The sequence below is a fragment of the Streptomyces anthophorae genome (genome assembly GCF_049310305.1).
Lineage (GTDB): Bacteria > Actinomycetota > Actinomycetes > Streptomycetales > Streptomycetaceae > Streptomyces.
The window spans coordinates 4,046,575-4,069,826 of the sequence record NZ_JBLWQQ010000001.1 but is presented as its reverse complement, the minus strand read 5'-3'; the positions used below and the strand labels follow the sequence as shown (position 1 = coordinate 4,069,826).

The 23,252-nt window shown below is 70.4% G+C and carries 22 protein-coding genes; 12 read left to right on the top strand and 10 right to left on the bottom strand.

Annotated elements, in window-relative coordinates; translation table 11 throughout:
* Window positions 1-50: 50 nt before the first annotated feature.
* Window positions 51-1,199 (bottom strand): lipid-transfer protein, encoded by a 1,149-nt coding sequence (locus ACNYS0_RS18240; RefSeq protein WP_422474945.1) that lies wholly within the window; start codon window positions 1,197-1,199, stop codon window positions 51-53.
* Window positions 1,200-1,308: 109 nt separating this feature from the next.
* Here ACNYS0_RS18240 and ACNYS0_RS18235 point away from each other — a divergent pair, with 109 nt between their 5' ends.
* On the top strand, window positions 1,309-2,886 hold the full coding sequence (locus ACNYS0_RS18235; RefSeq protein WP_422474943.1) for a FadD3 family acyl-CoA ligase: 1,578 nt from the start codon (window positions 1,309-1,311) through the stop codon (window positions 2,884-2,886).
* A gap of 12 nt (window positions 2,887-2,898) precedes the next feature.
* On the opposite strand, the gene ACNYS0_RS18230 is transcribed toward ACNYS0_RS18235, so the two are convergent.
* Together ACNYS0_RS18230 and argS are read right to left on the bottom strand one after the other, a co-directional pair.
* Complete coding sequence (locus ACNYS0_RS18230) at window positions 2,899-3,264, bottom strand: PH domain-containing protein (RefSeq protein ID WP_422474941.1); 366 nt, start codon at window positions 3,262-3,264, stop codon at window positions 2,899-2,901.
* Window positions 3,265-3,373: 109 nt separating this feature from the next.
* Window positions 3,374-5,134, bottom strand: a complete 1,761-nt coding sequence (argS, locus tag ACNYS0_RS18225) for an arginine--tRNA ligase (RefSeq protein WP_422474939.1) — start codon at window positions 5,132-5,134, stop codon at window positions 3,374-3,376.
* Between the two features lie 140 nt (window positions 5,135-5,274).
* On the opposite strand from argS, the gene lysS reads away from it, so the two are divergent.
* Complete coding sequence (gene lysS / locus ACNYS0_RS18220) at window positions 5,275-7,044, top strand: lysine--tRNA ligase (RefSeq protein ID WP_422482702.1); 1,770 nt, start codon at window positions 5,275-5,277, stop codon at window positions 7,042-7,044.
* Between the two features lie 49 nt (window positions 7,045-7,093).
* Here the strand turns inward: lysS and ACNYS0_RS18215 are convergent, their stop codons facing one another.
* The 3 genes from ACNYS0_RS18215 to ACNYS0_RS18205 form a co-directional block, all read right to left on the bottom strand.
* Window positions 7,094-8,392, bottom strand: coding sequence for a DUF2637 domain-containing protein (locus ACNYS0_RS18215; RefSeq protein WP_422474937.1), 1,299 nt, complete (start codon window positions 8,390-8,392; stop codon window positions 7,094-7,096).
* A 137-nt stretch (window positions 8,393-8,529) separates the two neighbouring features.
* On the bottom strand, window positions 8,530-9,336 hold the full coding sequence (locus ACNYS0_RS18210) for a DUF3558 family protein (protein WP_422474935.1): 807 nt from the start codon (window positions 9,334-9,336) through the stop codon (window positions 8,530-8,532).
* Window positions 9,337-9,485: 149 nt separating this feature from the next.
* Window positions 9,486-10,355, bottom strand: coding sequence for a DUF3558 domain-containing protein (locus ACNYS0_RS18205; protein ID WP_422474933.1), 870 nt, complete (start codon window positions 10,353-10,355; stop codon window positions 9,486-9,488).
* A gap of 201 nt (window positions 10,356-10,556) precedes the next feature.
* Between ACNYS0_RS18205 and ACNYS0_RS18200 the strand changes: the two genes are divergently transcribed.
* The 3 genes from ACNYS0_RS18200 (at window position 10,557) to ACNYS0_RS18190 (ending at window position 12,769) form a co-directional block, all read left to right on the top strand.
* A complete protein-coding gene (locus ACNYS0_RS18200; RefSeq protein ID WP_422474931.1) occupies window positions 10,557-11,750 on the top strand; it encodes an RtcB family protein in 1,194 nt (397 codons plus the stop codon).
* A gap of 67 nt (window positions 11,751-11,817) precedes the next feature.
* The gene (locus tag ACNYS0_RS18195) at window positions 11,818-12,597 is read left to right on the top strand and encodes an SDR family NAD(P)-dependent oxidoreductase (RefSeq protein WP_422474929.1); all 780 of its coding nucleotides are present in this window, start codon (window positions 11,818-11,820) and stop codon (window positions 12,595-12,597) included.
* Window positions 12,572-12,769 (top strand): hypothetical protein, encoded by a 198-nt coding sequence (locus tag ACNYS0_RS18190; protein WP_422482700.1) that lies wholly within the window; start codon window positions 12,572-12,574, stop codon window positions 12,767-12,769. The genes ACNYS0_RS18195 and ACNYS0_RS18190 overlap by 26 nt, the downstream gene beginning before the upstream one ends.
* A gap of 27 nt (window positions 12,770-12,796) precedes the next feature.
* Here the strand turns inward: ACNYS0_RS18190 and ACNYS0_RS18185 are convergent, their stop codons facing one another.
* A complete protein-coding gene (locus tag ACNYS0_RS18185) occupies window positions 12,797-13,654 on the bottom strand; it encodes a class I SAM-dependent methyltransferase (RefSeq protein ID WP_422474927.1) in 858 nt (285 codons plus the stop codon).
* An 84-nt stretch (window positions 13,655-13,738) separates the two neighbouring features.
* On the opposite strand from ACNYS0_RS18185, the gene ACNYS0_RS18180 reads away from it, so the two are divergent.
* Window positions 13,739-14,275: a helix-turn-helix domain-containing protein gene (locus tag ACNYS0_RS18180; protein WP_422482698.1), complete on the top strand. Its 537-nt coding sequence runs from the start codon at window positions 13,739-13,741 to the stop codon at window positions 14,273-14,275.
* Window positions 14,276-14,302: 27 nt separating this feature from the next.
* Here ACNYS0_RS18180 and ACNYS0_RS18175 read toward each other — a convergent pair whose 3' ends face one another.
* Window positions 14,303-15,118, bottom strand: coding sequence for a DUF6597 domain-containing transcriptional factor (locus ACNYS0_RS18175; protein WP_422474925.1), 816 nt, complete (start codon window positions 15,116-15,118; stop codon window positions 14,303-14,305).
* Between the two features lie 95 nt (window positions 15,119-15,213).
* On the opposite strand from ACNYS0_RS18175, the gene ACNYS0_RS18170 reads away from it, so the two are divergent.
* The 3 genes from ACNYS0_RS18170 (at window position 15,214) to ACNYS0_RS18160 (ending at window position 17,665) form a co-directional block, all read left to right on the top strand.
* A complete protein-coding gene (locus tag ACNYS0_RS18170; RefSeq protein WP_422474923.1) occupies window positions 15,214-15,807 on the top strand; it encodes a TIGR03086 family metal-binding protein in 594 nt (197 codons plus the stop codon).
* Window positions 15,808-15,932: 125 nt separating this feature from the next.
* Entirely contained in the window at window positions 15,933-17,024 is a 1,092-nt protein-coding gene (locus tag ACNYS0_RS18165) for an LLM class flavin-dependent oxidoreductase (protein ID WP_385756035.1), read from the top strand.
* Window positions 17,021-17,665 carry a CE1759 family FMN reductase gene (locus ACNYS0_RS18160; RefSeq protein ID WP_422474922.1) on the top strand — a complete coding sequence of 215 codons (645 nt, stop codon included), beginning with the start codon at window positions 17,021-17,023 and terminating at the stop codon, window positions 17,663-17,665. Before ACNYS0_RS18165 ends, ACNYS0_RS18160 begins: the two co-directional genes overlap by 4 nt.
* Before the next feature lie 466 nt (window positions 17,666-18,131).
* Here ACNYS0_RS18160 and ACNYS0_RS18155 read toward each other — a convergent pair whose 3' ends face one another.
* Window positions 18,132-19,331 (bottom strand): glycosyltransferase family 4 protein, encoded by a 1,200-nt coding sequence (locus tag ACNYS0_RS18155; RefSeq protein WP_422474920.1) that lies wholly within the window; start codon window positions 19,329-19,331, stop codon window positions 18,132-18,134.
* A gap of 136 nt (window positions 19,332-19,467) precedes the next feature.
* Here ACNYS0_RS18155 and ACNYS0_RS18150 point away from each other — a divergent pair, with 136 nt between their 5' ends.
* Window positions 19,468-20,334: an LLM class flavin-dependent oxidoreductase gene (locus tag ACNYS0_RS18150; protein WP_422474918.1), complete on the top strand. Its 867-nt coding sequence runs from the start codon at window positions 19,468-19,470 to the stop codon at window positions 20,332-20,334.
* Between the two features lie 9 nt (window positions 20,335-20,343).
* Here the strand turns inward: ACNYS0_RS18150 and ACNYS0_RS18145 are convergent, their stop codons facing one another.
* Window positions 20,344-20,928: a hypothetical protein gene (locus ACNYS0_RS18145; RefSeq protein WP_422474916.1), complete on the bottom strand. Its 585-nt coding sequence runs from the start codon at window positions 20,926-20,928 to the stop codon at window positions 20,344-20,346.
* 205 nt (window positions 20,929-21,133) lie between these two features.
* On the opposite strand from ACNYS0_RS18145, the gene hemL reads away from it, so the two are divergent.
* Both hemL and ACNYS0_RS18135 read left to right on the top strand, forming a co-directional pair.
* Window positions 21,134-22,459 carry a glutamate-1-semialdehyde 2,1-aminomutase gene (hemL, locus tag ACNYS0_RS18140; protein WP_422408758.1) on the top strand — a complete coding sequence of 442 codons (1,326 nt, stop codon included), beginning with the start codon at window positions 21,134-21,136 and terminating at the stop codon, window positions 22,457-22,459.
* Window positions 22,456-23,148, top strand: a complete 693-nt coding sequence (locus tag ACNYS0_RS18135) for a histidine phosphatase family protein (protein ID WP_422474914.1) — start codon at window positions 22,456-22,458, stop codon at window positions 23,146-23,148. Before hemL ends, ACNYS0_RS18135 begins: the two co-directional genes overlap by 4 nt.
* Window positions 23,149-23,252: the final 104 nt, after the last annotated feature.

Sequence of the window (23,252 nt, the reverse complement as noted above, 5' to 3'; positions counted from 1 at the left end):
CCGGGGCAGAGCCCCGAGACCGCAACGCCGCTGCGGCGCAAGAGAACGGGTCAAGCGCGCAGCAGAAGCGCCGACGTCGGCACCCCCTCACCCGCCGTCACCAGGCAGGTCTCCGCCTCCGGCACCTGCGCCGTACTGACCCCCCGCAACTGCTTCACGCCCTCGTTGATCAGGTTGAAGCCATGGACGTACGCCTCCGAGAGGCCGCCGCCGCCCGTGTTGATGGGAAGGCGCCCGCCGATCTCAAGGGCGCCGCCCTCCGTGAACGCCGCGCCCTCGCCGCGCCCGCAGAACCCGTAGCCCTCGAGGGAGAGCGGGATGAGCGGGGTGAACGCGTCGTAGATCTGGGCGACGTCGACGTCCTCGGGGGTGACGTCCGCGTTCTTCCACAGATGGCGGGCGGCCGTCCACGCGGGCCCGGTCAGCGGGTCGTCGTTCCAGTAGTTGACCATGCCGTGGTGCTGCGCGGGCAGCCCCTGCGCCGCCGAGTGGACGTAGACCGGCTTCTGCCGGCAGTCGCGGGCGCGCTCGGCGGAGACGATGACGCAGGCAAGGGCTCCGTCGGTCTCCAGGCAGTTGTCGAAGAGGCAGAGCGGTTCGCTGATCCACCGCGAGGTCATGTAGCTGTCGCGGGTCATGGGGCGCTCGTACATCATCGCGGCGGGGTTCTGGTTGGCCCTGTTGCGGCAGGCGAGCGCGACGTTGAAGAGGTGGTCCCGGGTGGCGCCGTACTCGTGCATGTAGCGGCGGGCCAGCATGCCGATCTCGTCGGCCGGGCGCAGCAGCCCGTACGGCCGCGTCCACTGGGCGGGGGTGGGGAGTTGGACGGTCGTGTTCTTCCACGGTCGCGGGCCCGAGCCGCGCTTGCGGGAGCGCCAGGCGATGCCCACGCTCGCCTGCCCCGTGGCGATCGCGGCGACGAGATGCGCGACGGTCGCGCACGAACCGCCGCCCCCGTAGCCGACCTTGGAGAAGAAGGTGACGTCGCCGGCCCCGATGGCCTTGGCCACCTCGACCTCGTCGGTCTCCTCCATCGTGTAGGAGGCGAAGGCGTCGACCTCGGACGGGGATATCCCCGCGTCGTCGAGCGCGTCGATGATCGCCCGGCACGCCAATGTCTTCTCGGATTCCGGGAGTTGCTTCGCGAAGGCCGTCTGCCCGATGCCGACGATGGCCGTCGCGTCCTTGAGTCCCGCCATGGGCACACCCCACCTGGTTCCGTCTGCCGCCGGTTCCATCTGCTGACAGCGCGTCAGGCTACAGCTAATCTGACGGATAGTCAGCTACGGCGTTGTGGGAGGTCGTTCGATGCGTACGGATGGCGAGTGGGGAACGGTCCCGGAGCTGGTACGGGATGCCGCCGAACGGTACGGCGAGCGCGAGGCCGTCGTCGAGGGCCGCGCCCGGATCTCTTACGCGGAGCTCGGCGAACGCGTCGAGCGGGCCGCCGCCGCGTGCATGGCGGCGGGCGTGGAGACGGGGGACCGCGTCGCGGTCTGGGCGCCGAACACCCTGGACTGGATCGTCTCGGCGCTCGGCGCCGTGAGCGCGGGAGCCGTCCTCGTACCGCTCAACACCCGCTTCAAGGGCGGCGAGGCCGCCGACATCCTGGCCCGCTCCCGGGCCCGCCTGCTGTTCGTCACGGGCACCTTCCTCGGCACGTCCTACGTGGCGTCGCTGCGCCGCGCGCAGGAGGCGGGCGCCGAACTGCCCGCCCTGGAACAGGTGGTGGTGTTCGGCGACGGCGCGCCCGAGGCCCCCGGCTACCGCAGCTGGAAGGAGTTCCTGGCCGCGGGCGACAAGGTCACGGCCGCCGAGGTCCGCGCCCGCTCCGCCGCGATCGACCCCGCCGAACCCTCGGACATCATCTTCACCTCGGGCACGACGGGCCGCCCCAAGGGCGCCGTCATCACCCACGCCCAGACCCTGCGCGGCTACGAGATCTGGGCCGAACTCGCGGGCCTGCGCGAGGGCGACCGCTATCTGATCGTGAACCCGTTCTTCCACACGTTCGGCTACAAGGCCGGGGTCCTCGCCTGCCTGATGCGGGGCGCGACGATGGTGCCGCAGCCCGTCTTCAACGTGGACACGGCCCTCGCCAACATCGCCTCCGAGCGCATCTCGGTCCTGCCCGGACCGCCCACGCTCCACCAGTCGCTGCTCGACCACCCCGCGCGCGACTCCCACGACCTGTCGGCGCTGCGGCTCGTCGTGACGGGCGCCGCGGTCGTCCCGCTGCGCCTCGTGGAACGGCTGCGCGGCGAACTCGGCGTGGCCACCGTCCTCACCGCCTACGGGCTCTCCGAGGCCAGCGGCATCGCCACCATGTGCCGCCGCGGCGACCCGGCCGAGGTGATCGCCGAGACCTCGGGGCGGGCGATACCGGGGACGGAGGTCCGGGTCGACTCGGCCGCCCCCGGCGAGCCGGGCGAGGTCCTCGTCCGCGGCTTCAACGTCATGCGCGAGTACTTCGAGGACCCCGCCGCCACCGCCGAGACGATCACCGAGGACGGCTGGCTGCGGACCGGCGACGTCGGGATCATGGACGCGGCCGGCAACCTCCGGATCACCGACCGCATCAAGGACATGTTCATCGTCGGCGGCTTCAACGCCTACCCGGCCGAGATAGAGCAGCTCCTCGGCCTGCACCCGGCGGTCGCCGACGTCGCCGTCGTCGGCGTCCCCGACGGCCGCCTCGGCGAGGTCGGCAGGGCGTACGTCGTCCGCAGGCCCGGCGGCGTCCTCACCGAGGACGACCTCATCGCCTGGTCGCGGCGCGAAATGGCGAACTACAAGGTCCCCAGGACCGTCGAGTTCGTGACGGAACTCCCGCGCAACGCCAGTGGAAAGGTGGTCAAGGGGGAACTCCGGGCCACGCGTTCCTGACGGCCCCCGCGGTCAGCGCGCGACGAACTGCGTCAGGATCGCCTGCACCTCGTAGATGTCGACGCCCTTGGTGAAGGTCTTCTCGATCGGCACCGAGTTCCCCGAGATCCAGATCTTGAGCTCGGCGTCCAGATCGAAGTGCCCGGCCGTCTCCACGGCGAAGTGGGAGATGCTGCGGTACGGCACCGAGTGGTACTCGACCTTCTTGCCCGTCATCCCCTGCTTGTCGATGAGGATCAGGCGCCGGTCCGTGAGCAGAATCGCGTCACGTATCAACTGATAGGCGCCGTATATCTGCTCGCCCTGACCGAGCAGCCGCCCGTAGTCCTGCGCCGCCTTGGCCGGGTCGATCGTGTGAGCGTTGCCGAACAGTGCCATGGGTTCCCCGTTTCGTCGTTCCGTCGTCGAGCTCCGGTGGTCGTCCAGAGAACGGGTCCCCGCGCGCGAGGGTTCCCGGCGCCCGACGACGAAACGTACGGGGGAGGGCTCAGAGCTTCTCGGGCGTGCGGATGCCGAGCAGCGCCATGCCCCGGTGCAGCGTCCGCGCCGTCAGGTCGCACAGGAACAGCCGGTTCTCCACCTGCTCCGCCGAATCCGCCTTCAGGACCGGGCACTTGTCGTAGAACGACGTGTACAGCGACGCCAGCTGGTACAGGTACGCGGCCAGCTTGTGCGGCGCGTACTCGGCGGCGGCCTCGAAGACCGTGTCACCGAACGCGTCCAGGTGCAGGCCGAGCGCCCGCTCCGCCGGAGCCAGCTCCAGCTCCGCGTGCGCGGCCGGCTTCGCCTCTCCCGCCTTGCGCAGGATCGACTGGATACGGGCGTACGCGTACTGGAGGTACACGGACGTGTCGCCGTTCAGCGACACCATCTGGTCCAGGTCGAACTTGTAGTCGCGGCTCGGCGACGTCGACAGGTCCGCGTACTTCACCGCGCCGATGCCGACCTGCGCGGCCCGCTCCTGGATCTCCTCCTCGGTGAGGTCCCGCGCCTTCTCCCGCACGACCTCGGCGGCCCGCTGCACCGCCTCGTCGAGCAGGTCCTCGAGGCGCACCGTCTCACCGGCACGCGTCTTGAACGGCTTGCCGTCCGCGCCGAGCACCGTGCCGTACGCCATGTTGTGCGCACTCACCTCGTCGGACAGCCAGCCCGCGCGCCGCGCCGTCTCGAAGACCATCTTGAAGTGCAGCGACTGCCGCACGTCCACGACGTAGAGGAGCGACGTCGCGTCCAGGTCCGTCACACGGTTGCGGATCGCCGTGAGGTCGGACGCCGCGTAGCCGAAGCCGCCGTCCGCCTTCTGCACGATCAGCGGGACCGGCTGGTCGTCCTTGCCCTTGATGTCGTCGAAGAAGACGACGAGCGCACCCTCCGAGCGCACCGCGACACCCGACTCCTCCAGGAGGCGGGCCGTCTCCGGCATCCCGTCGTTGTACGCGGACTCACCGACGATCTCGTCGTCCCGGATCTCCATGTCGAGCTTCTCGAAGACCGAGTAGAAGTAGACCTTCGACTCGTCGACGAACCGCTGCCACAGGTCGAGGGTCTCCTTGTCGCCGGACTGGAGCGCGACGACCCGCTTGCGGGCCCGCTCCTTGAAGTCCTCGTCCGCGTCGAAGACCGCGCGCGAGGCCTTGTAGATCCGGTTCAGCGTCGACATGGCCTGCTCGCCGTCGGCGTCCGTACCGGCTGCCGGCAGCTCGTCCGGGTGCTCGATCACGTACTGGATGAGCATGCCGAACTGCGTGCCCCAGTCACCGATGTGGTGCCGGCCGATCGTCTTCTCGCCCGTGAAGTCGAGCATGCCGCGCAGCGCGTCACCGATCACCGCGGACCGCAGGTGACCGACGTGCATCTCCTTCGCCACGTTCGGCTGCGCGTAGTCGATGACCGTGACGCCCGGCTCGTCCTTCGTGGGCACGCCGAGCCGGTCCGTGTCGGCGGCGCGCGCCGCGAGCGTCTCGGTGATCGCCTTGTCGGTGACCGTCACGTTCAGGAAGCCGGGGCCGGAGACCTCGACGTCGGCGATCAGCCCGCCGTTCGTGATCTTCTCGACGACCTGCGTCGCCAGCTCCCGCGGGTTCGCCTTCGCCTTCTTGGCGAGGGCCAGGATCCCGTTGGCCTGGAAGTCGGCCCGGTCGCTCCGTCGCAGCAGCGGGTCCGCGCCGCCGGCCTCCGGCAGGGCGGAAGTCAGGGCGTCGGCGAGGCGTGCGTTGACGTTGGCGGTGATGGACTTGACCGGGGCCATGTAGGGGCTGCCGTTCTGGTCGGGGTGGGCTGGAATGCACGGCCAGTATCCCAGAGCCGTGCCGCGAAGCCGTAACGCGTTTTCGTTCCGCACCGGGAAGCTGGGAGAATGGGGTGGGCAGAGGTGCAGCCCCACCCCGGATTCGAAGAGAGGGACAACCGATCGTGGCCCAGAGCACAGGCGCGGAGACCCAGGACTGGGTCTCCCGATACGCGGACGATGTCATCGCCGAGTCCGAGCGTCGTGCCCCGGGCAAACCGGTCGTCGTCGCCTCCGGACTCTCCCCGTCGGGCCCGATCCACCTCGGCAACCTCCGCGAGGTCATGACCCCGCACCTGGTCGCCGACGAGATCCGCCGCCGCGGGTACACCGTGCGCCACCTCATCTCCTGGGACGACTTCGACCGCTACCGCAAGGTCCCGGCCGGCGTCCCCGGCACCGACGAGTCCTGGGCCGACCACATCGGCAAGCCGCTGACCAGCGTCCCGGCCCCGGCAGGATCGGCGTACCCGAACTGGGCGGAGCACTTCAAGGCCGCCATGGTCGAGGCCCTCGCCGACCTCGGCGTCGAGTTCGACGGCATCAGCCAGACCGAGCAGTACCAGGCCGGTACGTACCGCGAGCAGATCCTGCACGCCATGAAGCACCGCGGCGACATCGACGCGATCCTCGACCAGTACCGCACCAAGAAGGCCCCGGCCAAGAAGCAGCAGAACCAGAAGCCGGTCGACGAGGCCGAGCTGGAGGCCGCCGAGGGCTCCGGCGCCGCGTCCGAGGACGACGGTTCCAGCGGCTCGGCCGGCTACTTCCCGTACAAGCCGTTCTGCGGCGAGTGCGGCAAGGACCTCACGACGGTCACGTCCTACGACGACGACACCACCGAGCTGTCCTACACCTGCACGCTCGACGGCTTCACCGAGACCGTCCTGCTGTCGGAGTTCAACCGCGGCAAGCTGGTCTGGAAGGTCGACTGGCCGATGCGCTGGGCGTACGAGGGCGTGATCTTCGAGCCGTCGGGTGTCGACCACTCGTCGCCGGGTTCGTCGTTCCAGGTCGGCGGCCAGATCGTCGGGAAGATCTTCGGCGGCAAGCAGCCGATCGGCCCGATGTACGCGTTCGTCGGCATCAGCGGCATGGCCAAGATGTCGTCGTCCAAGGGCGGGGTCCCGACCCCCGGCGACGCGCTCCAGATCATGGAGCCGCAGCTGCTGCGCTGGCTCTACGCCCGCCGCAAGCCCAACCAGTCCTTCAAGATCGCCTTCGACCAGGAGATCCAGCGGCTCTACGACGAGTGGGACAAGCTGAACGCGAAGGTCGCCGACGGCACGGTGCTGCCCGCCGACGCCGCCGCGCACAGCCGCGCCGTCGGCGTCGCGGGCCGCGAGCTGCCCCGCACGCCGCGCCCGCTGCCGTACCGCACGCTGGCGTCCGTCGCCGACGTGACGGCGGGGGACGAGGAGCAGACCCAGCGCATCCTCTCCGAGCTCGACCCGGCGAACCCGGTCACGGACCTGGACACCGTCCGCCCCCGGCTCGACAAGGCCGAGGCCTGGATCACCAAGTACGTACCCGCCGAGTCCCGCACCATCGTGCGCACCGAGCCCGACGTCGAGGCGCTCGCCGCGCTCGACGAGCAGGGCCGCGAATCCATCCGCCTCCTCCTGGAGGGCCTGGACGAGCACTGGTCGCTCGACGGACTGACCCACCACGTGTACGGCGTTCCCAAGGTGCAGGCCGGCTTCCCGGCCGACGCCACGGCGAAGGAGCTCCCGGCGGAGATCAAGACCGCCCAGCGCTCGTTCTTCGCGCTGCTCTACCACCTGCTCGTCGGCCGTGACACCGGGCCGCGACTGCCCACGCTGCTCCTCGCCGTCGGCGCGGACCGCGTGCGCAAGCTGCTCGGGGCGTAACCGGACACGAAGAGGGGCGGCACCGTGCGGTGCCGCCCCTCTCGCATGCCTACGCGTAGTCGCTCATCATGTCCTGCTCGAAGCGGACCGCGAACTGGTTCATGTACCGGCTCAGGTCCTCCGCCGTCATTCGCTGCCCGTACTGCGCCTCCACGTTCGCCGCGAACGCCTTCGGTGTCGGCAGCCCCTCACCCTCTATCGAGCCACGGAACACCTGGTACAGCTCGTCGTCCGTGGGCTCCTCGACGAGCTCCGGCGCGCCGTCACCCAACGGCCGCGTCCCGCCCGCCCCGTTGGGCACCGGGAACTCGGGCTCCTGGAACTCGGGCTCCTGGTACACGGGCTCCGAGTACTCCGGCTGCGAGTACTCCGGCTCCGGCTCCGGAGCGCGGGGAGCCGGCACCGGCACCTGGGCCTGCGGCTGCCGCTCCTCGTACCGGCCCTGGTGCTCCGGCTCGGGCACGTACGACGGCACCTCGAAGTTCGGGTCGTAGCCGCCCCGGTACTCCTTCCGCGGCTCCCCATTGAACGCCGGCGGGACGTAGCCCACGTTCCCGTCCCCGGAGGGCGGCTCGGGCCGCGGCTGCGCCGACGTGAGCTGCGCCGGCGCCTCGCGCGGAACGGGCGCGACAGCCGGAGCGGGCGGCAGCAACGGCGCCTCGATGCCCGCCGCCGCAAGACCCTCCGGCGCCGTCTGCGCCAACGGCACCCCGTACCGCGCGAGGCGCAGCGGCATCAGCGACTCCACCGGAGCCTTCCGCCGCCACGCCCGCCCGAACCGCGAACGCAGCCGCGCCTGATAGACGAGCCGCTCCTGCTCCAGCTTGATGACCTCGTCGTACGAACGCAGCTCCCACAGCTTCATCCGCCGCCACAACAAGAACGTGGGCAGGGGGGAGAGCAGCCAGCGCGTGATGCGCACGCCCTCCATGTGCTTGTCCGCGGTGATGTCCGCGATCCGCCCGATCGCGTGCCGCGCCGCCTCCACGGCCACCACGAACAGCACCGGGATCACCGCGTGCATGCCGGTGCCCAGCGGATCCGGCCACGCCGCCGCACCGTTGAAGGCGATCGTCGCCGCCGTCAGCAGCCACGCCGTCTGCCGCAGCAAGGGGAACGGGATCCGGATCCACGTCAGCAGCAGATCCAGCGCGAGGAGCACACAGATACCGGCGTCGATACCGATCGGGAAGACGTACGAGAAGTTGCCGAAGCCCTTTTGCAGGGCCAACTCCCGCACAGCGGCGTACGAACCGGCGAAACCGATGGCGGCGATGACCACCGCTCCGGCGATCACCACCCCCACGAGTATCCGGTGCGTCCGTGTCAGCTTCAGTGGCGCGGCCACTCCACTTCCCCTCCAAGTTCCGGCTGTTGCGGCCAACAGAGTGGCACATGCACGAGCAGGGGTGTGGGCCGGTACGCGCGGAAGCCCGGCTCCCCAAGGGGGAACCGGGCTTCCAGCAGGAGGTCAGCGGGGTGCGATCATGCGCCCTTCTTCGACTCCTTGGGCTCCTTGGACTCCGAGGAGGAGGCCGACGGCTTCGCCGAACCGCCCGCGTCGCCGCCCTTGGCGGACTCGATGACCTTGGCCACCGCTTCCTTCGACGCCTTCTGCGCGTCCTTCGACAGCTCGCCCGCGGCCGGGGCTTCCTCGCCCGCCAGGCCCGAACCGTTGTAGTCCACCGTCACCACGACGTTGTCCACGCGCGAGACGATCGTCTGCTGCTTGGACGTGACCGTGTCCTTCTTGTCCTTGTACTTCCGGTCGTAGCTGATCTGCGTCGCCGCGTCGCCCGTCTTGGACACCGGCGTCGTCTTGACGTCCTTCGCGCCCTTGGTCGCCTTGGCGTCCTCGATCTGCTTCGCGTAGTACGCCTCGGCCAGCTTGTCGCCGCTGCCCCGGTTCACATCCGAGTCGAAACGGACCATCGACACGTTGAGCCAGCGGAACTGCGAGCCCTTCACGCCGTTGTTGTCCAGGCTGGACCAGGAGCAGCTCGCCCGCGTCGACTCGTCGTCGGACGCGCCGGCCTTGCTCTCGGCCTTCGGAACCAGGTCGCCCAGCGTGCTCTTCGAGAACGCCGAGCACGCCTGCGGCAGCTCCTTGTACGTCGCGGGCGCGACCTTCTTCGTCTTGGCGCCCGAGGTCGAGGCCGAGGCCTTCGCCTGCGAGTCGTCCTTCGCGCTGTCGGAACCGGAACCGGACGAGCAGCCGGCTACGACGAGAACCGCAGGCACGGCGGCCGCGCAGACAAGGGTGCGGGTGAGTCGCTTGGTCGGACGGTGCATGGTTCCTTCACTAGGACGCTGACAGGGCCACGGCCCCGCCACGTGACGACCATTCGACCTTCACGAGTGGGGCTCGATGGGTCACCGTACGCCGTGCCCGACGCGCGCGTCTCGCCTTCACCATGCCACCGGACCGTGCCCGAATGCCCCTAATCGCCGAACTTGCCGACCAGGTTTCCGGCCAGATTCCGGGCTGTGTCCTGCATTTCCTTGCTGTCCGGCACCTTCTCGGCGGTCGCCGACTGCACCTCGTACTGGACGGTCACCAACACATTCGACGTGCGGAACGCCACAGTCACCGTGCGGTGCCGACCGGTCGTCGGACCCGCCAGCACGTCGTTCACGAACGCCTCGTCGCCGAGGTCGTCGAGCAGCCGCGGCTGAAGATCATCGACCGAGCCGCCGGGGGAGGAGGACGGGGAACCGGAAGGCTCACCCGAGGCCTTCCCGGAGGCCTTGCCGGACGCCTTGCGGGACGGTTCGCCGGACGGCTCGTCCGAAGCGGAGGTGGGGGAGGACGAGGAGGGGGACGCGCTCTCCGAAGCCGCCGACGACGCCGGATCCGGCAGATCCGCCGCCTTTGCCTGCGACGAGAACACCGACGCCGCACGGTCGTCGTCGCTCACCGACGTGTCGTACGACACCACCCGCTCGAAGTCGAGGCTCAGACGATGGGTGCCGCCCCGGGCCGAATCGTCCTTCCACCGGCACCCGACCCGGCGGTCCGTGTCGTACGTGACCGTGGCCACGCCCTCGTACGCCTTCTCGCGCTGCTCCGCGTCCGGGAGCCGCTTGATGCCGGGGAGCATCTCGTTCAGCGTGTCCTGGCCGGGCTGGCCGCACGGCTCGGGCAGCGTCCGGTACTTGCCCGGCTCCGCGGTCGACGCGGTGGCACTCGGCTCACCGGGCTTCGAGTCGTCGGCGCCGCCGTCGCTGTCGGAGCCGCTGGTGCAGCCGGCGAGCACGGCCGCAAGGAGCACGGCGACACCCGGTACGAACGCGTACGACTTCCGCTGCACCCTGAGGCTCCTCTCGGCGCCTTGCGCCTGGTTAATCGGTTGCCGCGGCGGGGCGGCCAATGGGCACTATGTCTATCGCACGCGCCGCCGTGGACGCCGGTCCGGCATCCGATTTGCCGCCCTGGCGCCGGTATTTGCGCTACATCCACTTCACTGGTTTCAACCCTTACGAACCAACTCATCCGATCCTCGGGGGATTTCATGTCATACGTAGAGGTACCGGGCGCCAAGGTCCCGATCCGCATGTGGGCCGACCCGGCCACGGTGGACCCGGGCGCGCTCCAGCAGCTCCAGAACGTGGCGACGCTGCCCTGGATCAAGGGCCTGGCCGTCATGCCCGACGTCCACTACGGAAAGGGCGCCACGGTCGGCTCGGTGATCGCGATGCAGGGCGCGGTCTGCCCGGCGGCGGTCGGCGTCGACATCGGCTGCGGCATGAGCGCGGTGAAGACGTCCCTGACGGCGAACGACCTCCCCGGCGACCTCTCCCGCCTCCGCTCGAAGATCGAGCAGGCGATTCCGGTGGGCCGGGGGATGCATGACGAGCCGGTGGATCCGGGACGGCTGCACGGGTTCGCCACGGGCGGGTGGGACGACTTCTGGGGGCGGTTCGGCGGGGTCGCCGATGCGGTGAAGTTCCGGGAGGGGCGGGCCGTGAAGCAGATGGGAACGCTCGGCTCGGGCAACCACTTTGTGGAGTTTTGTGTAGATACATCCGATTCGGTCTGGCTCATGCTGCACTCCGGTTCCCGCAACATCGGCAAGGAACTGGCGGACCATCACATCGGCGTCGCGCAGGGCTTGTCGCACAACCAGAACCTCGTCGACCGCGACCTCGCCGTCTTCATCGCGGAGACCCCGCAGATGGCGGCGTACCGCAACGACCTGTTCTGGGCGCAGGAGTACGCCAAGTACAACCGCTCGATCATGATGGCGCTCTTCAAGGACGTGATCCGCAAGGAGTTCAAGAAGGCGAAGCCGACGTTCGAGCCGGAAATTAGTGCTCACCACAATTACATCAGCGAGGAGCGCTACGACGGCATGGACCTGCTGGTCACCCGCAAGGGAGCGATCCGCGCGGGCTCCGGCGAGTACGGGATCATCCCCGGCTCCATGGGCACGGGTTCGTACATCGTGAAGGGCCTCGGCAACGCGGCGTCCTTCAACTCCGCGTCGCACGGCGCGGGCCGGAAGATGAGCCGGAACGCCGCGAAGAAGCGCTTCTCGACGCGTGACCTGGAGGAGCAGACGCGGGGCGTGGAGTGCCGCAAGGACTCCGGCGTCGTGGACGAGATCCCGGGCGCGTACAAGCCGATCGAGCAGGTCATCGATCAGCAGCGGGACCTGGTGGAGGTCGTGGCCAAGCTCAAGCAGGTCGTCTGTGTGAAGGGCTGACCTGTTCGGGCCGCGCGTACCCTGGGCTTCGGTTCAGTGGATCGTCGCCGAAAGGTAGGGCAAGGCCATGGCTCCCGCCCCCGCATCTCGTATTGCCGTCGTCACGGGCGCGAGCAGTGGCATTGGTGCCGCCACTGCTCGGCGGCTCGCGGCCGAGGGGTATCGCGTGGTGCTCACCGCTCGCCGGGAGGACCGGATCGAGGCGGTCGCCAAGGAGATCACGGCTGCCGGGCACGATGCCGTGGCGTATGCGTTGGATGTGACCGATCGGGCTGCCGTTGATGAGTTCGCCTCGGCGTTCAAGACCATCGGGGTGCTCGTCAACAATGCCGGGGGCGCGCTCGGGGCCGATCCCGTTGCCACCGGGGATCCGGATCAGTGGCGGCAGATGTACGAGACGAACGTCATCGGCACGCTCAATGTCACGCAGGCGCTGCTGCCCGCTCTCACGGCGAGTGGGGACGGGACCGTGGTGGTGCTGTCGTCGACTGCTGGGCATGGGACCTATGAAGGTGGCGGCGGGTACGTCGCCGCCAAGCATGGGGAGCATGTGCTCGCGGAGACGCTGCGGCTCGAGATCGTCGGGACGCCCGTGCGGGTCATCGAGGTCGCGCCGGGGATGGTGAAGACCGACGAGTTCGCGCTGACCCGGTTCGGCGGGGACGAGGCGAAGGCCGCCAAGGTGTACCAGGGCGTGGCCGAGCCGCTGAGCGCGGACGACGTCGCCGACACGATCGGCTGGGCCGTGACCCGGCCGCCGCACGTGAACATCGACCTGCTGGTGGTGCGGCCGCGCGCTCAGGCGTCCAATACGAAGGTGCATCGTGAGCAGCCCCAGCAGTCCTGAGCGGCCGGACTCACCGGATCCGCTGGACGCGTTGCAGCGGGAGTACGACGACCGGCGGCGCGCCGAGGAGAAGCGCGGCGAGCGGTACATGTGGTGGTACCTGGGGTACTTCCTGTTCGGCATTCACATCGTCGCGTTCGTGATGATCTACGCGATCAAGCACGCCAACTAGCTGTACCGACCGGCACGGTGGCGCCTGTCAGGGGCGGCGGGCGAGCCAGGTGGTACGGGTGGTGCGCACGCTCAGGTCGCCCCGGCGCGCGATGCTCTGCGGCTGCGTCTCGTCCAGCAGGGTGTCCAGCGCCGCCAGATCGTCGGCTTCCAGGACGTCGGTGGCATGGGAGCGCAGCTTGGCCAGGAAGAGCTGGGCGTAGGCGTTCAGGGCCGGACCTGCCTGGGTGCTGTCGAGATGGATCTCGAAGGGGCGGCGCTCCTCCACGACGAACCCGGCATCGGCCAGCGGGCCGGTCCATTCGTGCGGTGGCCGGGTGTCGGTGGCCTGGTGCAGGCGGGCCTCCAGTCCGGGCCGGCCCGTACCGGTGTCCTCGGGCAGGACGCGGGGGAAGAAGTCCATCTCGGTGACGGCGATGAGCCCGCCCGGCCGCAGCTGTTCGAAGGCCCGGGCGAAGGTGCGGGTCGGGTCGCTCACGTGGTGAATGAAGGATGCGGCCCAGATCAGGTCGAAGGGGCCCTTCTCGGTGATCTTCGTCCAGGGCTCGTCGATGTTCGCCTCCACCGTGCCGACGCGGTCGGCGACCCCGCGTGCGGCCGCCTGCTTCTCCAGCCGGTGCAGCAGCTGCGCGGAGATGTCCACCGCCGTCACCTGCGCGGCGGGGAACTGCTGGGCAAGGGCCAGGCTGCCGGTGCCCGGACCACTGCCCAGATCCAGGATCCGGGCCGGGCCGGGGTCGAGGCGCTGGGCGAGCAGCCCCGTCAGTCGGGCGAGGTAGGAAGCGAGGACTTCGGCGTCCAGTTCCAGCAACCGGGCCATCGCCCTCTCCCCTTCCCCGGCCTGCTCGTGCCCTGTATGTCCGTTGGTGCCATGGTGTGCGTTCATGCCTCGACGGTAGGCCGGTCCCCGCCGCAGTGGCATAGGCTCTTGCCGGTGGAGCAAGAATCGACGTTGGACACCACCGTCCGGATGCGCATCCGGTCCCTGCGCAAGGCGCGCGGCTGGTCACTGGACAACCTCGCCGAACGCGCGGGTATCAGCCCCTCCCAGCTCAGCCGCATCGAGACGGGCCACCGCCGCCTCAGCCTGGACCAACTCACCGCCATCGCCACCGCCCTGAACAAGACCCTCGACGAGCTCGTGGAGTCGCCCGACGACTCCGACGTCGTCATCCGCCCCGAGCGGGACGAGCGCCGCGGCCTGACCACCTGGCTGCTCAGCAAGGACGACGGGCCGCAGGGCCTGACCGTCGGCAAATTGCGCATCACCGAGCAGGCCGGCGACGTCGGCCCGGACGATTTCGGAGTTCACCCCGGCCGGGACTGGTTCACGGTCCTGTCCGGCACCGTCGTCCTGTACCTCGGCGACCGCGTCCTCCGCATCGAGGCAGGTCAGGCCGCTTCCTTCAGCACCATGACCCCTCACGCCCTGCGCAGTGACCGGGGCCCCGCCGAGATCCTGATCATCCTCGACCACAACGGCGAGCGCAGCCATTTCGGTACCTGAAAGACCAAGCGTCAGCGACGCTCGTGGTCAATGCGCCCAGCCGGCGTACGCCGTCGGCGGCACGCCCACCGTCGCCGTGAAGTCCCGGACGAGGTGGGCCTGGTCCGCGTAGCCGAGGTCGGCGGCGAGGGCGGCCCAGTCGATGTCGCGGCGGGCCGCGGCCGTCTCCATGGCCTCGTGGATGCGGTAGCGCAGGATGCACCACTTGGGGCTGACGCCGACGTACGCGTGGAAGAGGCGCTGGAGCGAGCGCACGGTCATGCCCTCGGCCTGCGCGAAGTCGGCCACGCGGCGGACTCCTCGGTCGGCCCGTATGCGGTCGACCAGGCCGATCGCGAGGTCGGCCTGCGGGTCGGGTCCGGCGGGGGTCAGCGGCAGCAGATACGCGTCGAGGGCGGCGATCCGGCCCGCGTCGTCGGCGGGGGAGAGGATGGCCGCCGGGTCCGTGGCCGGGAAGATCTCCTCGTAGGGCAGGACCCGGCCCGTCCACTGCGAGACCGGCGCGTCCGGCGCGAACGGCCGGAACGCCCCCGGCCGGAATTTCACCCCGCACACCCTTCCCCGCCCGTGGATCTTGCGAACGTAGAGCCCTGGCGCGGCGACGCCGGTCAGCTCCCCGTACGGCGGCTGGTCGATGTCGTCCTGCTGGAAGGTGAGGTGCACGGACGGGTGGGGCAGCACGTTCGAGGCGTAGGGCTCCGGCAGGTCCCAGTCGATGAACCAGTAGTGCTCGACATGCCGGCGCAGCGGCTCGGCCGGTTCGTGACGGCGCAGCCGCACGCGCGTGAGCAGCGCGGTCGGGTCGACGATCCCGCGGGTGTCGGGGCGGCGGGCCTGTGGCATGAGGAGAGCGTAGAGCGGGGCACTGACAGTGGCCGTGGCGTCGTGCGTCGTGTTTCTTCAAGCGGGGTGGTGGGCCGCGCTCGTAGCGTCGAGGTATGGACACGAACGAGAAGCAGATGGACATGAAGCCGCTGGGCGCGCTGCTCGGCGCGGCCGTCTCCCGGGCCGTCCCCGTCGTCGCGGGTGTCGAGGACAAGGATCTCGATGCCCCCACGCCGTGCGCGGACTACGACGTGCGGACGCTGGTCAATCATCTTCTGCACGTGGTCGTCGAGTTTCAGAAGCTGGCGGTGAAGCGGGACTCCGACTTCTCCTCGCCGCCGGACTACGTGGCGGAGGCGGGCTGGCGGGAGCGGTTCGCGAGCGAGGCGGACGCGCTGGTCAAGGCCTGGTCGACGCCGGGCGCGGAGGAGGGGACGACCGGGGCGCTGAACATGCCGGCGCGGACCGTGGGCGGGATGGCGCTGCTGGATCTGACCGCGCACGCGTGGGACCTGGCGCGGGCGACCGGCCAGGAGTACGGGGCCGATCCGGCGGTGGTGGCGGAGCTCACGGGGGTGGTGGGGCGTCTTGCGCCGACGGGCCGGGAGATGGGGGCGTTCGGGGCGGCGGTGCCGGTGGGCGCGGACGCGGATCCGTTCGCGCGGATGCTCGCGGCCACGGGCCGGGACCCGTACGGGGAGCGGTAAGGGGGGGAGCAGCAGGGGGAGCAGGGGAGGGCCGGACCGGTCCGGGAATAGCTCGCGGCGGCGCACCGTTCGGAAGGTATAGTTGAACAATCAACGACCTGCGGAAGGTGAGCAAGGTGAGCAGCATGCAGTTCGGGATCTTCACCGTCGGTGACGTCACCGTTGACCCGACGACCGGACGCGCGCCGAGCGAGCACGAGCGCATCAAGGCGATGCTCGCCATCGCGCGGAAGGCGGAGGAGGTCGGCCTCGACGTCTTCGCCACCGGTGAGCACCACAACCCGCCGTTCGTCCCGTCCTCGCCGACGACGATGCTCGGCCACATCGCGGCCCGCACCGAGAACCTGATCCTGTCCACGTCGACGACGCTGATCACGACGAACGACCCGGTGAAGATCGCCGAGGACTTCGCGATGCTCCAGCACGTCGCGGACGGCCGGGTCGACGTCATGATGGGCCGCGGCAACACCGGCCCGGTGTACCCGTGGTTCGGCAAGGACATCCGCGACGGCATCGACCTCGCCATCGAGAACTACGCGCTGCTGCGTCGTCTGTGGGACGAGGACGTGGTGTCGTGGAAGGGCAAGTTCCGCACGCCGCTCCAGTCCTTCACGTCGACCCCGCGCCCGATGGACGGCGTCGCGCCGTTCGTGTGGCACGGCTCCATCCGCTCTCCGGAGATCGCCGAGCAGGCCGCGTACTACGGCGACGGCTTCTTCCACAACAACATCTTCTGGCCCATGAGCCACACCAAGCAGATGGTGAACCTGTACCGGCAGCGCTACGCCCACTACGGGCACGGCACCCCGGAGCAGGCGATCGTCGGCCTCGGCGGCCAGGTGTTCATGCGGAAGAACTCGCAGGACGCGGTGCGGGAGTTCCGCCCGTACTTCGACAACGCGCCGGTGTACGGCCACGGCCCGTCCCTGGAGGAGTTCACCTCGCAGACGCCGCTGACCGTCGGCTCGCCGCAGGAGGTCATCGAGCGGACCCTGTCGTTCCGTGACCACGTGGGCGACTACCAGCGCCAGCTGTTCCTCATGGACCACGCGGGGCTTCCGCTCAAGACGGTCCTGGAGCAGCTCGACCTGCTGGGCGAGGAGGTCGTGCCGGTGCTGCGCAAGGAGTTCGCGAACAAGCGTCCTGCGAACGTGCCGGACGCGCCCACCCACGCCGCGCGTGTCGCCGCCAAGAACGAGGAGGTCAAGAGCGCATGAAGCTCGTCGTCGTCTCGGCGGGGCTGAGTTCCCCGTCGTCCACCCGGCTCCTCGCGGACCGGCTGGCCGCCGCGACCACGGGGAACGTGGACGCGGAGGTCGAGGTCCTGGAGCTGCGTGACTACGCCACGGAGATCGCCCAGCACTTCGTCACCGGGTTCCCGCCGGCCCGGCTCGCCGCCGCGCTCGACGCGGTGGCGGCGGCGGACGGCCTGATCGCGGTCACGCCCGTCTTCTCGGGGTCCTACAGCGGCCTGTTCAAGTCGTTCTTCGACCTGATCGACAAGGACGCGCTGACCGGGAAGCCGGTGCTGGTCGGGGCGACGGGCGGCACGGCCCGCCACTCCCTGGTGACCGAGCACGCCCTGCGCCCGCTGTTCACGTACCTGCGGGCGATCGTCCTTCCGACGGCGGTGTACGCGGCGTCGGAGGACTGGGGCGAGGAGGGCCTGGCGTCCCGGATCACCCGGGCAGGCGCGGAACTCGCGCGGCTCATGGTCCCGTCGGGGTCCCCCGACGTCGACACCTCGGCGGCGATCGCCCCGCGCTCCCTGCACGGCGCGGTCACCTCCGTGGACCCGGCGGACGGCTTCGAGGTCACCCCCTTCGCGGAACGCCTGGAGGCCCTCCGGGTCAGCTGACCCGTGCCCGACGCCCCGGTGCCCATCGCGCGGCACCGGGAGCCGCCTTGCCCACCCTGCCGCCCAAGGCGGCAGATTGCCCAAGACGGCAACGTCCGACCGCAACGGGCAGGGGGCCGGGGCCTGGCGGCGGCTCGGCCCAAGCGGTGGCGGTACCCCGTGGGGCCGACGCCCCTGGAGGGGGCGGGCGGTGGGAAATGGGCGGGGCATCCGAGCGATTGGCCTGCGGGGCGGGCGAGCAAATCAAGCCTGCGGGGCGGCCGGGCAAATCAAGCCCCGCCGGCGATTGAGGCGCGGGGTCCGGGGCGGAGCCCCGTGGCCGTAACGCCGGTTCGGTAAATCAGGCCTGCGGGGCGGCCGGGCAATTCAAGCCCCGCCGGCGATTGAGGCGCGGGGTCCGGGGCGGAGCCCCGAGGCCGTAACGCCGGTTCGGTGAAAGGGACTCCGCAACGCCGGTTCGGCAGCATCAGGTCCGCCCCCGCAACCGACCACCGAGCCTCCGCCAGGCCCGGCGCCGCCGAGACGCCCCCAGCTCCTCGAAGAGCGACTCGTACCGCCCCACGATCGGCTCCGGGTCATAGCGATGCGCAGACGCCCGCGCCGCCGCCCCCATCTTCCGCCGCACCGGCTCGTCCTCGATGAGGTCCATGAGCGCCTCGGCGAGCGCACTCGCGTTGCCGACCGGCACGAGCCGCCCGTCGACCCCGTCCGTGATGATCTCGGCAGGACCGAGCGGCGCGTCCGTGGAGACGACCGGCACCCCGCACCGCATCGCCTCCACCAGCGTCATCCCGAAGGACTCCGCGTCGGAGGCGCTCACCACGATCGACGCCCGCGCGAACTCCGGCTCGATCGGCGACACCGTCCCCATGAGGTGGGCCCTGCCGCGCAGCCCGAGCTCGTCCACGAGGGCCCGCAGCCGCGGTTCCTGCCGCCCGCCCCCGTAGATCCGCAGTTCCCAGTCGGGATGCTGTGCGCAGACCGCGGCGAACGCCTCCAGGAGCAGGTCGTAGCGCTTCCCGGCGGAGAGCCGCCCGGCCGCGGCGATGATCTTCGAGCTGCCGTCCGACGGCGGCACATCGGTCGGCGGCACGATGTTCGGCACGGAGAGGATCCGCACGCCGGGCAGCCGCATCCGCGTCCGGTACACATCGGCGTCCTCCTGCGTGACCGTGACCAGCGCGTCCAGCGTCCGGTAGCGCCGGGCGAGGGTTCTGAGCAGCCTGCCGCTGTGCGCGTCGTGCCGCAGGTGTTCCTGCGCGATCCGCAGCGCCCGCTTCGGCCCCCACTGGGCGAGGCAGACATTGAGCCCGGGCCGCGTCCCGATGACGACGTCGGCCTCGCAGCGCTCCTGGAGGTACTCGCGTACGCGAATGTCGTGCAGCAGCGTGTACTGGCGGTGGCGCTTGTCGGCGGTGGGGTAGACCCGGGCCCGCTTCCCGTACGCGCGGTGGAGCGTGTCGGCCGCCCCGGCCCGCAGGTCCACCAGCGGTACGAGGGTGATCCGCGGGTCGATGGGGAAGCGGGGGGCCTCCCGGTGCCGGGAGGCCGACACGATCTCCACCTCGTGGCCGCCGTGCTCGATGAGCGCGCCGGCGAGGTTCAGCGTGGTGCGCGCCGTGCCGCCGACGGCGTACACGTTGTGCAGCAGGAACGCGATCTTCATGGCGCATGTGTTCCCCGCCAGGCGCCCGCCGCGGGTGAGATCCGGGGAAGAAGCCCTTCGGCCGACCACCGAACAGGGGACCCTCCGACGACTCCCAGGCCTGTCGGGCAGCCGCCCCGGCCGCCATCATGGCGGGATGCGCTTCTCGGTCAACATCCCGAATTTCGGTGACTTCGCCGACGCCCGCACCGTCGCCCGTACGGCCGTCGCGGCCGAACAGGCGGGCTGGGACGCCCTGTTGCTGTGGGACCACGTCGTGCACGACAAGAAGGTGCAGCGCGGCAAGCCCTTCGGTGACCCGTGGATGCTGCTCACGGCGGCGGCCCTGGCCACGTCCCGGATCAAGGTGGGCACGCTGGTGGCGGCCGTGCCCCGCTACCGGCCCGAGCAACTGGCCCGCCAGGTCGCCACGTTGGACGCGCTCAGCGGCGGCCGTGTCGTGTTCGGCGCCGGTCTGGGCGGCCCCGCCGCCGACGAGTACGGCGGCTTCGGCGACACTGTCGACCGGACCGTGCACGCCGAACGCCTCGACGAGGGCCTGGATTTGCTCGCCCGCTACTGGTCGGGCGGGACCGTGGACCACGACGGGGCCCACTTCCGCGTACGGGAGACGCAACTGCTGCCCGCGACCGTCCAGCAGCCCCGCCCGCCCGTGTGGATCGGCGGTTTCTGGCCCGCCCGGCGGCCGATGCGCCGCGCGGCCCGCTGGGACGGTGCGGCCCCCTTGTTCGCCGACGCGCTGCACGGTGTGCCGCCGCGCCCGGACCGGTTCGCGGAGGTCGTCCGGTACGTGAACGAGCACCGGGAGTCGACCGAGGACCCCTTCGAGTTCGTCGTCGGCGGGCTCACGCCGCCCGGCAAGGCGGCCGCGCTCGATGTCGTGGGGCCGCTGGCCGACGCGGGCGCGACCTGGTGGGACGAGCGGCAGTTGCAGACGGGCGGGTCGATCGACTCGTACGAGGCGGTGCTGCGCAGGATCGAGGCGGGGCCGCCGGTGCTGTAGGGCCCGGGGTCAGGGCCACACCAGGCAGTACGCCTGATGCCCCGCATCGTGCAGCCGGTGGCTGAAGTCCTGCCACTCGTGCAGCAATTGGTACACGTTGAACGCGTCGCGCGGGCCGCCGCGGTCGGGGACCGTGGACCAGATGAACGCCGCGGCGCCGACGGACTCCTCGCCGACCCCGCGCAGCGGGTCGACGACCGTCATGGGGAGCTTGACCACCGCGTAGTCGGGGTGCAGGACGACGAGCTCCAGGGGCGGAACCTTGTGCAGGGGTATGCCCTCGATGCCGGTGAGGACCATCGCGGCCATCGTCTCCGGCTTGATCTTGGTGAACATGCCGCCCATGCCCAGCTCGTCACCGCCGAGCTCCTCGGGGCGCATGGAGATCGGGACGCGGGCGGCCGTCGCGCCGTCGGGCGCGCCGAAGTATTTGTAGGTCACCCCCACCCGGCCACCATTCCCGATGTCCCCGTCCCTGATGTCCCGGTCGATGTCCCGGGCCTCTTCGCCCTCTTCGCGTCGGTGCTTCCCCCGCCGGGCACGCCGGGGGCCCAGGTCGCCGGTCCCCTCGCCCAGTCCGCCACCGCGATGCATATCTCCACCCGACTGCTGTTCCCCGGGCCGCGCAAGCCCTTTTGTAGGCCGCGCGACCGCCTGCGCGCAACCCGATCATCGTGTCAGTGACCTCCCCCACGGTCCCCCGCCGAAACGTGTCGGCGCGCCGTGGCGCGAAGCAGAGTCTAGAGTCCCGCGGGTCCGCGCGCCGGTGCGCGAGAGGGTGGGCCGTACGCTGAGAGGTATGGCAGAGGCGAACAACACTCCCTATCCCTATGAGGCACCCGCGTCGCAGGGGCTTTTCGACCGCGCGGAGGCGGTGACGCCCGGTGGCGTGAACTCGCCCGTGCGCGCGTTCCGCGCGGTGGGCGGAACGCCCCGGTTCATGGTGTCCGGTAACGGTCCGTATCTCACCGATGCCGACGGGCGCGAGTATGTCGACCTCGTGTGCTCGTGGGGGCCGATGATCCTCGGCCATTCCCACCCCGAGGTGATCGCGGCGGTGCAGGAGGCCGTCTCGCGCGGCACCTCCTTCGGTACGCCGGGTGCGGGCGAGGTCGAGCTGGCCGAGGAGATCGTCGGGCGGATCGACCCCGTCGAGCAGGTGCGCCTCGTGTCCTCCGGCACGGAGGCGACCATGTCGGCGATCCGGCTCGCGCGCGGCTTCACCGGCCGGGCGAAGGTCATCAAGTTCGCCGGCTGCTACCACGGGCACGTCGACGCGCTGCTGGCCGCCGCCGGTTCGGGCGTCGCCACGCTCGGCCTGCCGGACACCCCGGGTGTCACGGGCGCGCAGGCCGGCGACACGATCGTGCTGCCGTACAACGACATCGAGGCCGTGCGGGCCGCGTTCGCCGCGCACCCCGGCCAGATCGCCTGTGTGATCACGGAGGCCTCGCCGGGCAACATGGGTGTCGTGCCGCCGAAGGCGGGCTTCAACCAGGGGCTCAAGGACGTGTGCGCCGAGAACGGCGCGCTGTTCATCTCCGACGAGGTGATGACGGGCTTCCGTACCTCGAAGGCCGGCTGGTTCGGCGTCGACGGTGTGGTGCCCGACCTGATGACCTTCGGCAAGGTGATGGGCGGTGGCTTCCCCGCCGCCGCGTTCGGTGGCCGCGCCGACGTGATGGCGTACCTCGCCCCGGCCGGTCCCGTGTACCAGGCGGGCACGCTGTCCGGTAACCCCGTCGCCACCGCCGCGGGCGTCGCCCAGCTGCGGCTGCTCGACGACGCGGCGTACGCGAAGGTCAACGCGACCAGCGAGCAGCTGCGCGGCCTGGTCTCGGAGGCGCTCACCAAGGAGGGCGTCGCGCACCGCGTGCAGAACGCGTCGAACATGTTCACCGTGTTCTTCACGGAGAACGAGGTGACGAACTACGACGACGCGAAGGGCCAGGACGCCTTCCGCTTCGGTCCGTTCTTCCACTCGATGCTGGAGCAGGGCGTGTACCTGCCGCCTTCGGCGTTCGAGTCGTGGTTCGTGTCGACCGCGCACGACGAGCGGGCGATCGAGCGGATCGCTGCGGCGCTTCCGGCCGCCGCCCGCGCCGCCGCGGAGGCCACGGCATGAGCGCCCCGAAGTCGGGCGACGACATCACCGTCGTCCATCTGATGCGTCACGGCGAGGTGCACAACCCGGAGGGGATCCTGTACGGGCGGCTGCCCGACTACCACCTCTCCGAGCTCGGCCGCCGGATGGCCGACCGCGTCGCCGAGCACCTGTCCGCGCGGGACATCACGCACGTCGTGGCGTCCCCGCTGGACCGGGCGCAGGAGACGGCGACGCCGATCGCGAAGGCGCACGGCCTGGACCTGGACAGCGACGAGCGGCTCATCGAGGCGGGCAACGTCTTCCAGGGCAAGACCTTCGGCGTCGGCGACGGCGCGCTGAAGAATCCGGAGAACTGGAAGCACCTGGTCAACCCGTTCAAGCCGTCCTGGGGCGAGCCGTACATCGAGCAGGTCGTGCGGATGATGGGCGCGCTCGACGCGGCGAAGGACGCGGCGCGCGGGCACGAGGCGGTGTGCGTCAGCCACCAGCTGCCCATCTGGATCGTCCGGTCGTTCGTCGAGAAGCGGCGCCTGTGGCACGACCCGCGCAAGCGGCAGTGCACCCTGGCCTCGCTGACGACGTTCACGTACCAGGGCGACAAGATCGTGTCCGTGGGCTACACCGAGCCCGCCCGCGATCTCGTTCCCGCGCATCTCCTCGCGGGCGCCAAGCCCGTGAAGGGGAAGGACAAGGCCTTCGGGGCCTGATCCCGGGCAACCGTTCCGCTGAGAGGCCGCCGTCAACCCGGCGGCCTTTCGCGTACCTCTTCAAATCGCCGCAAAACTGGACCGTTTACCGGAACCCGCGTGTT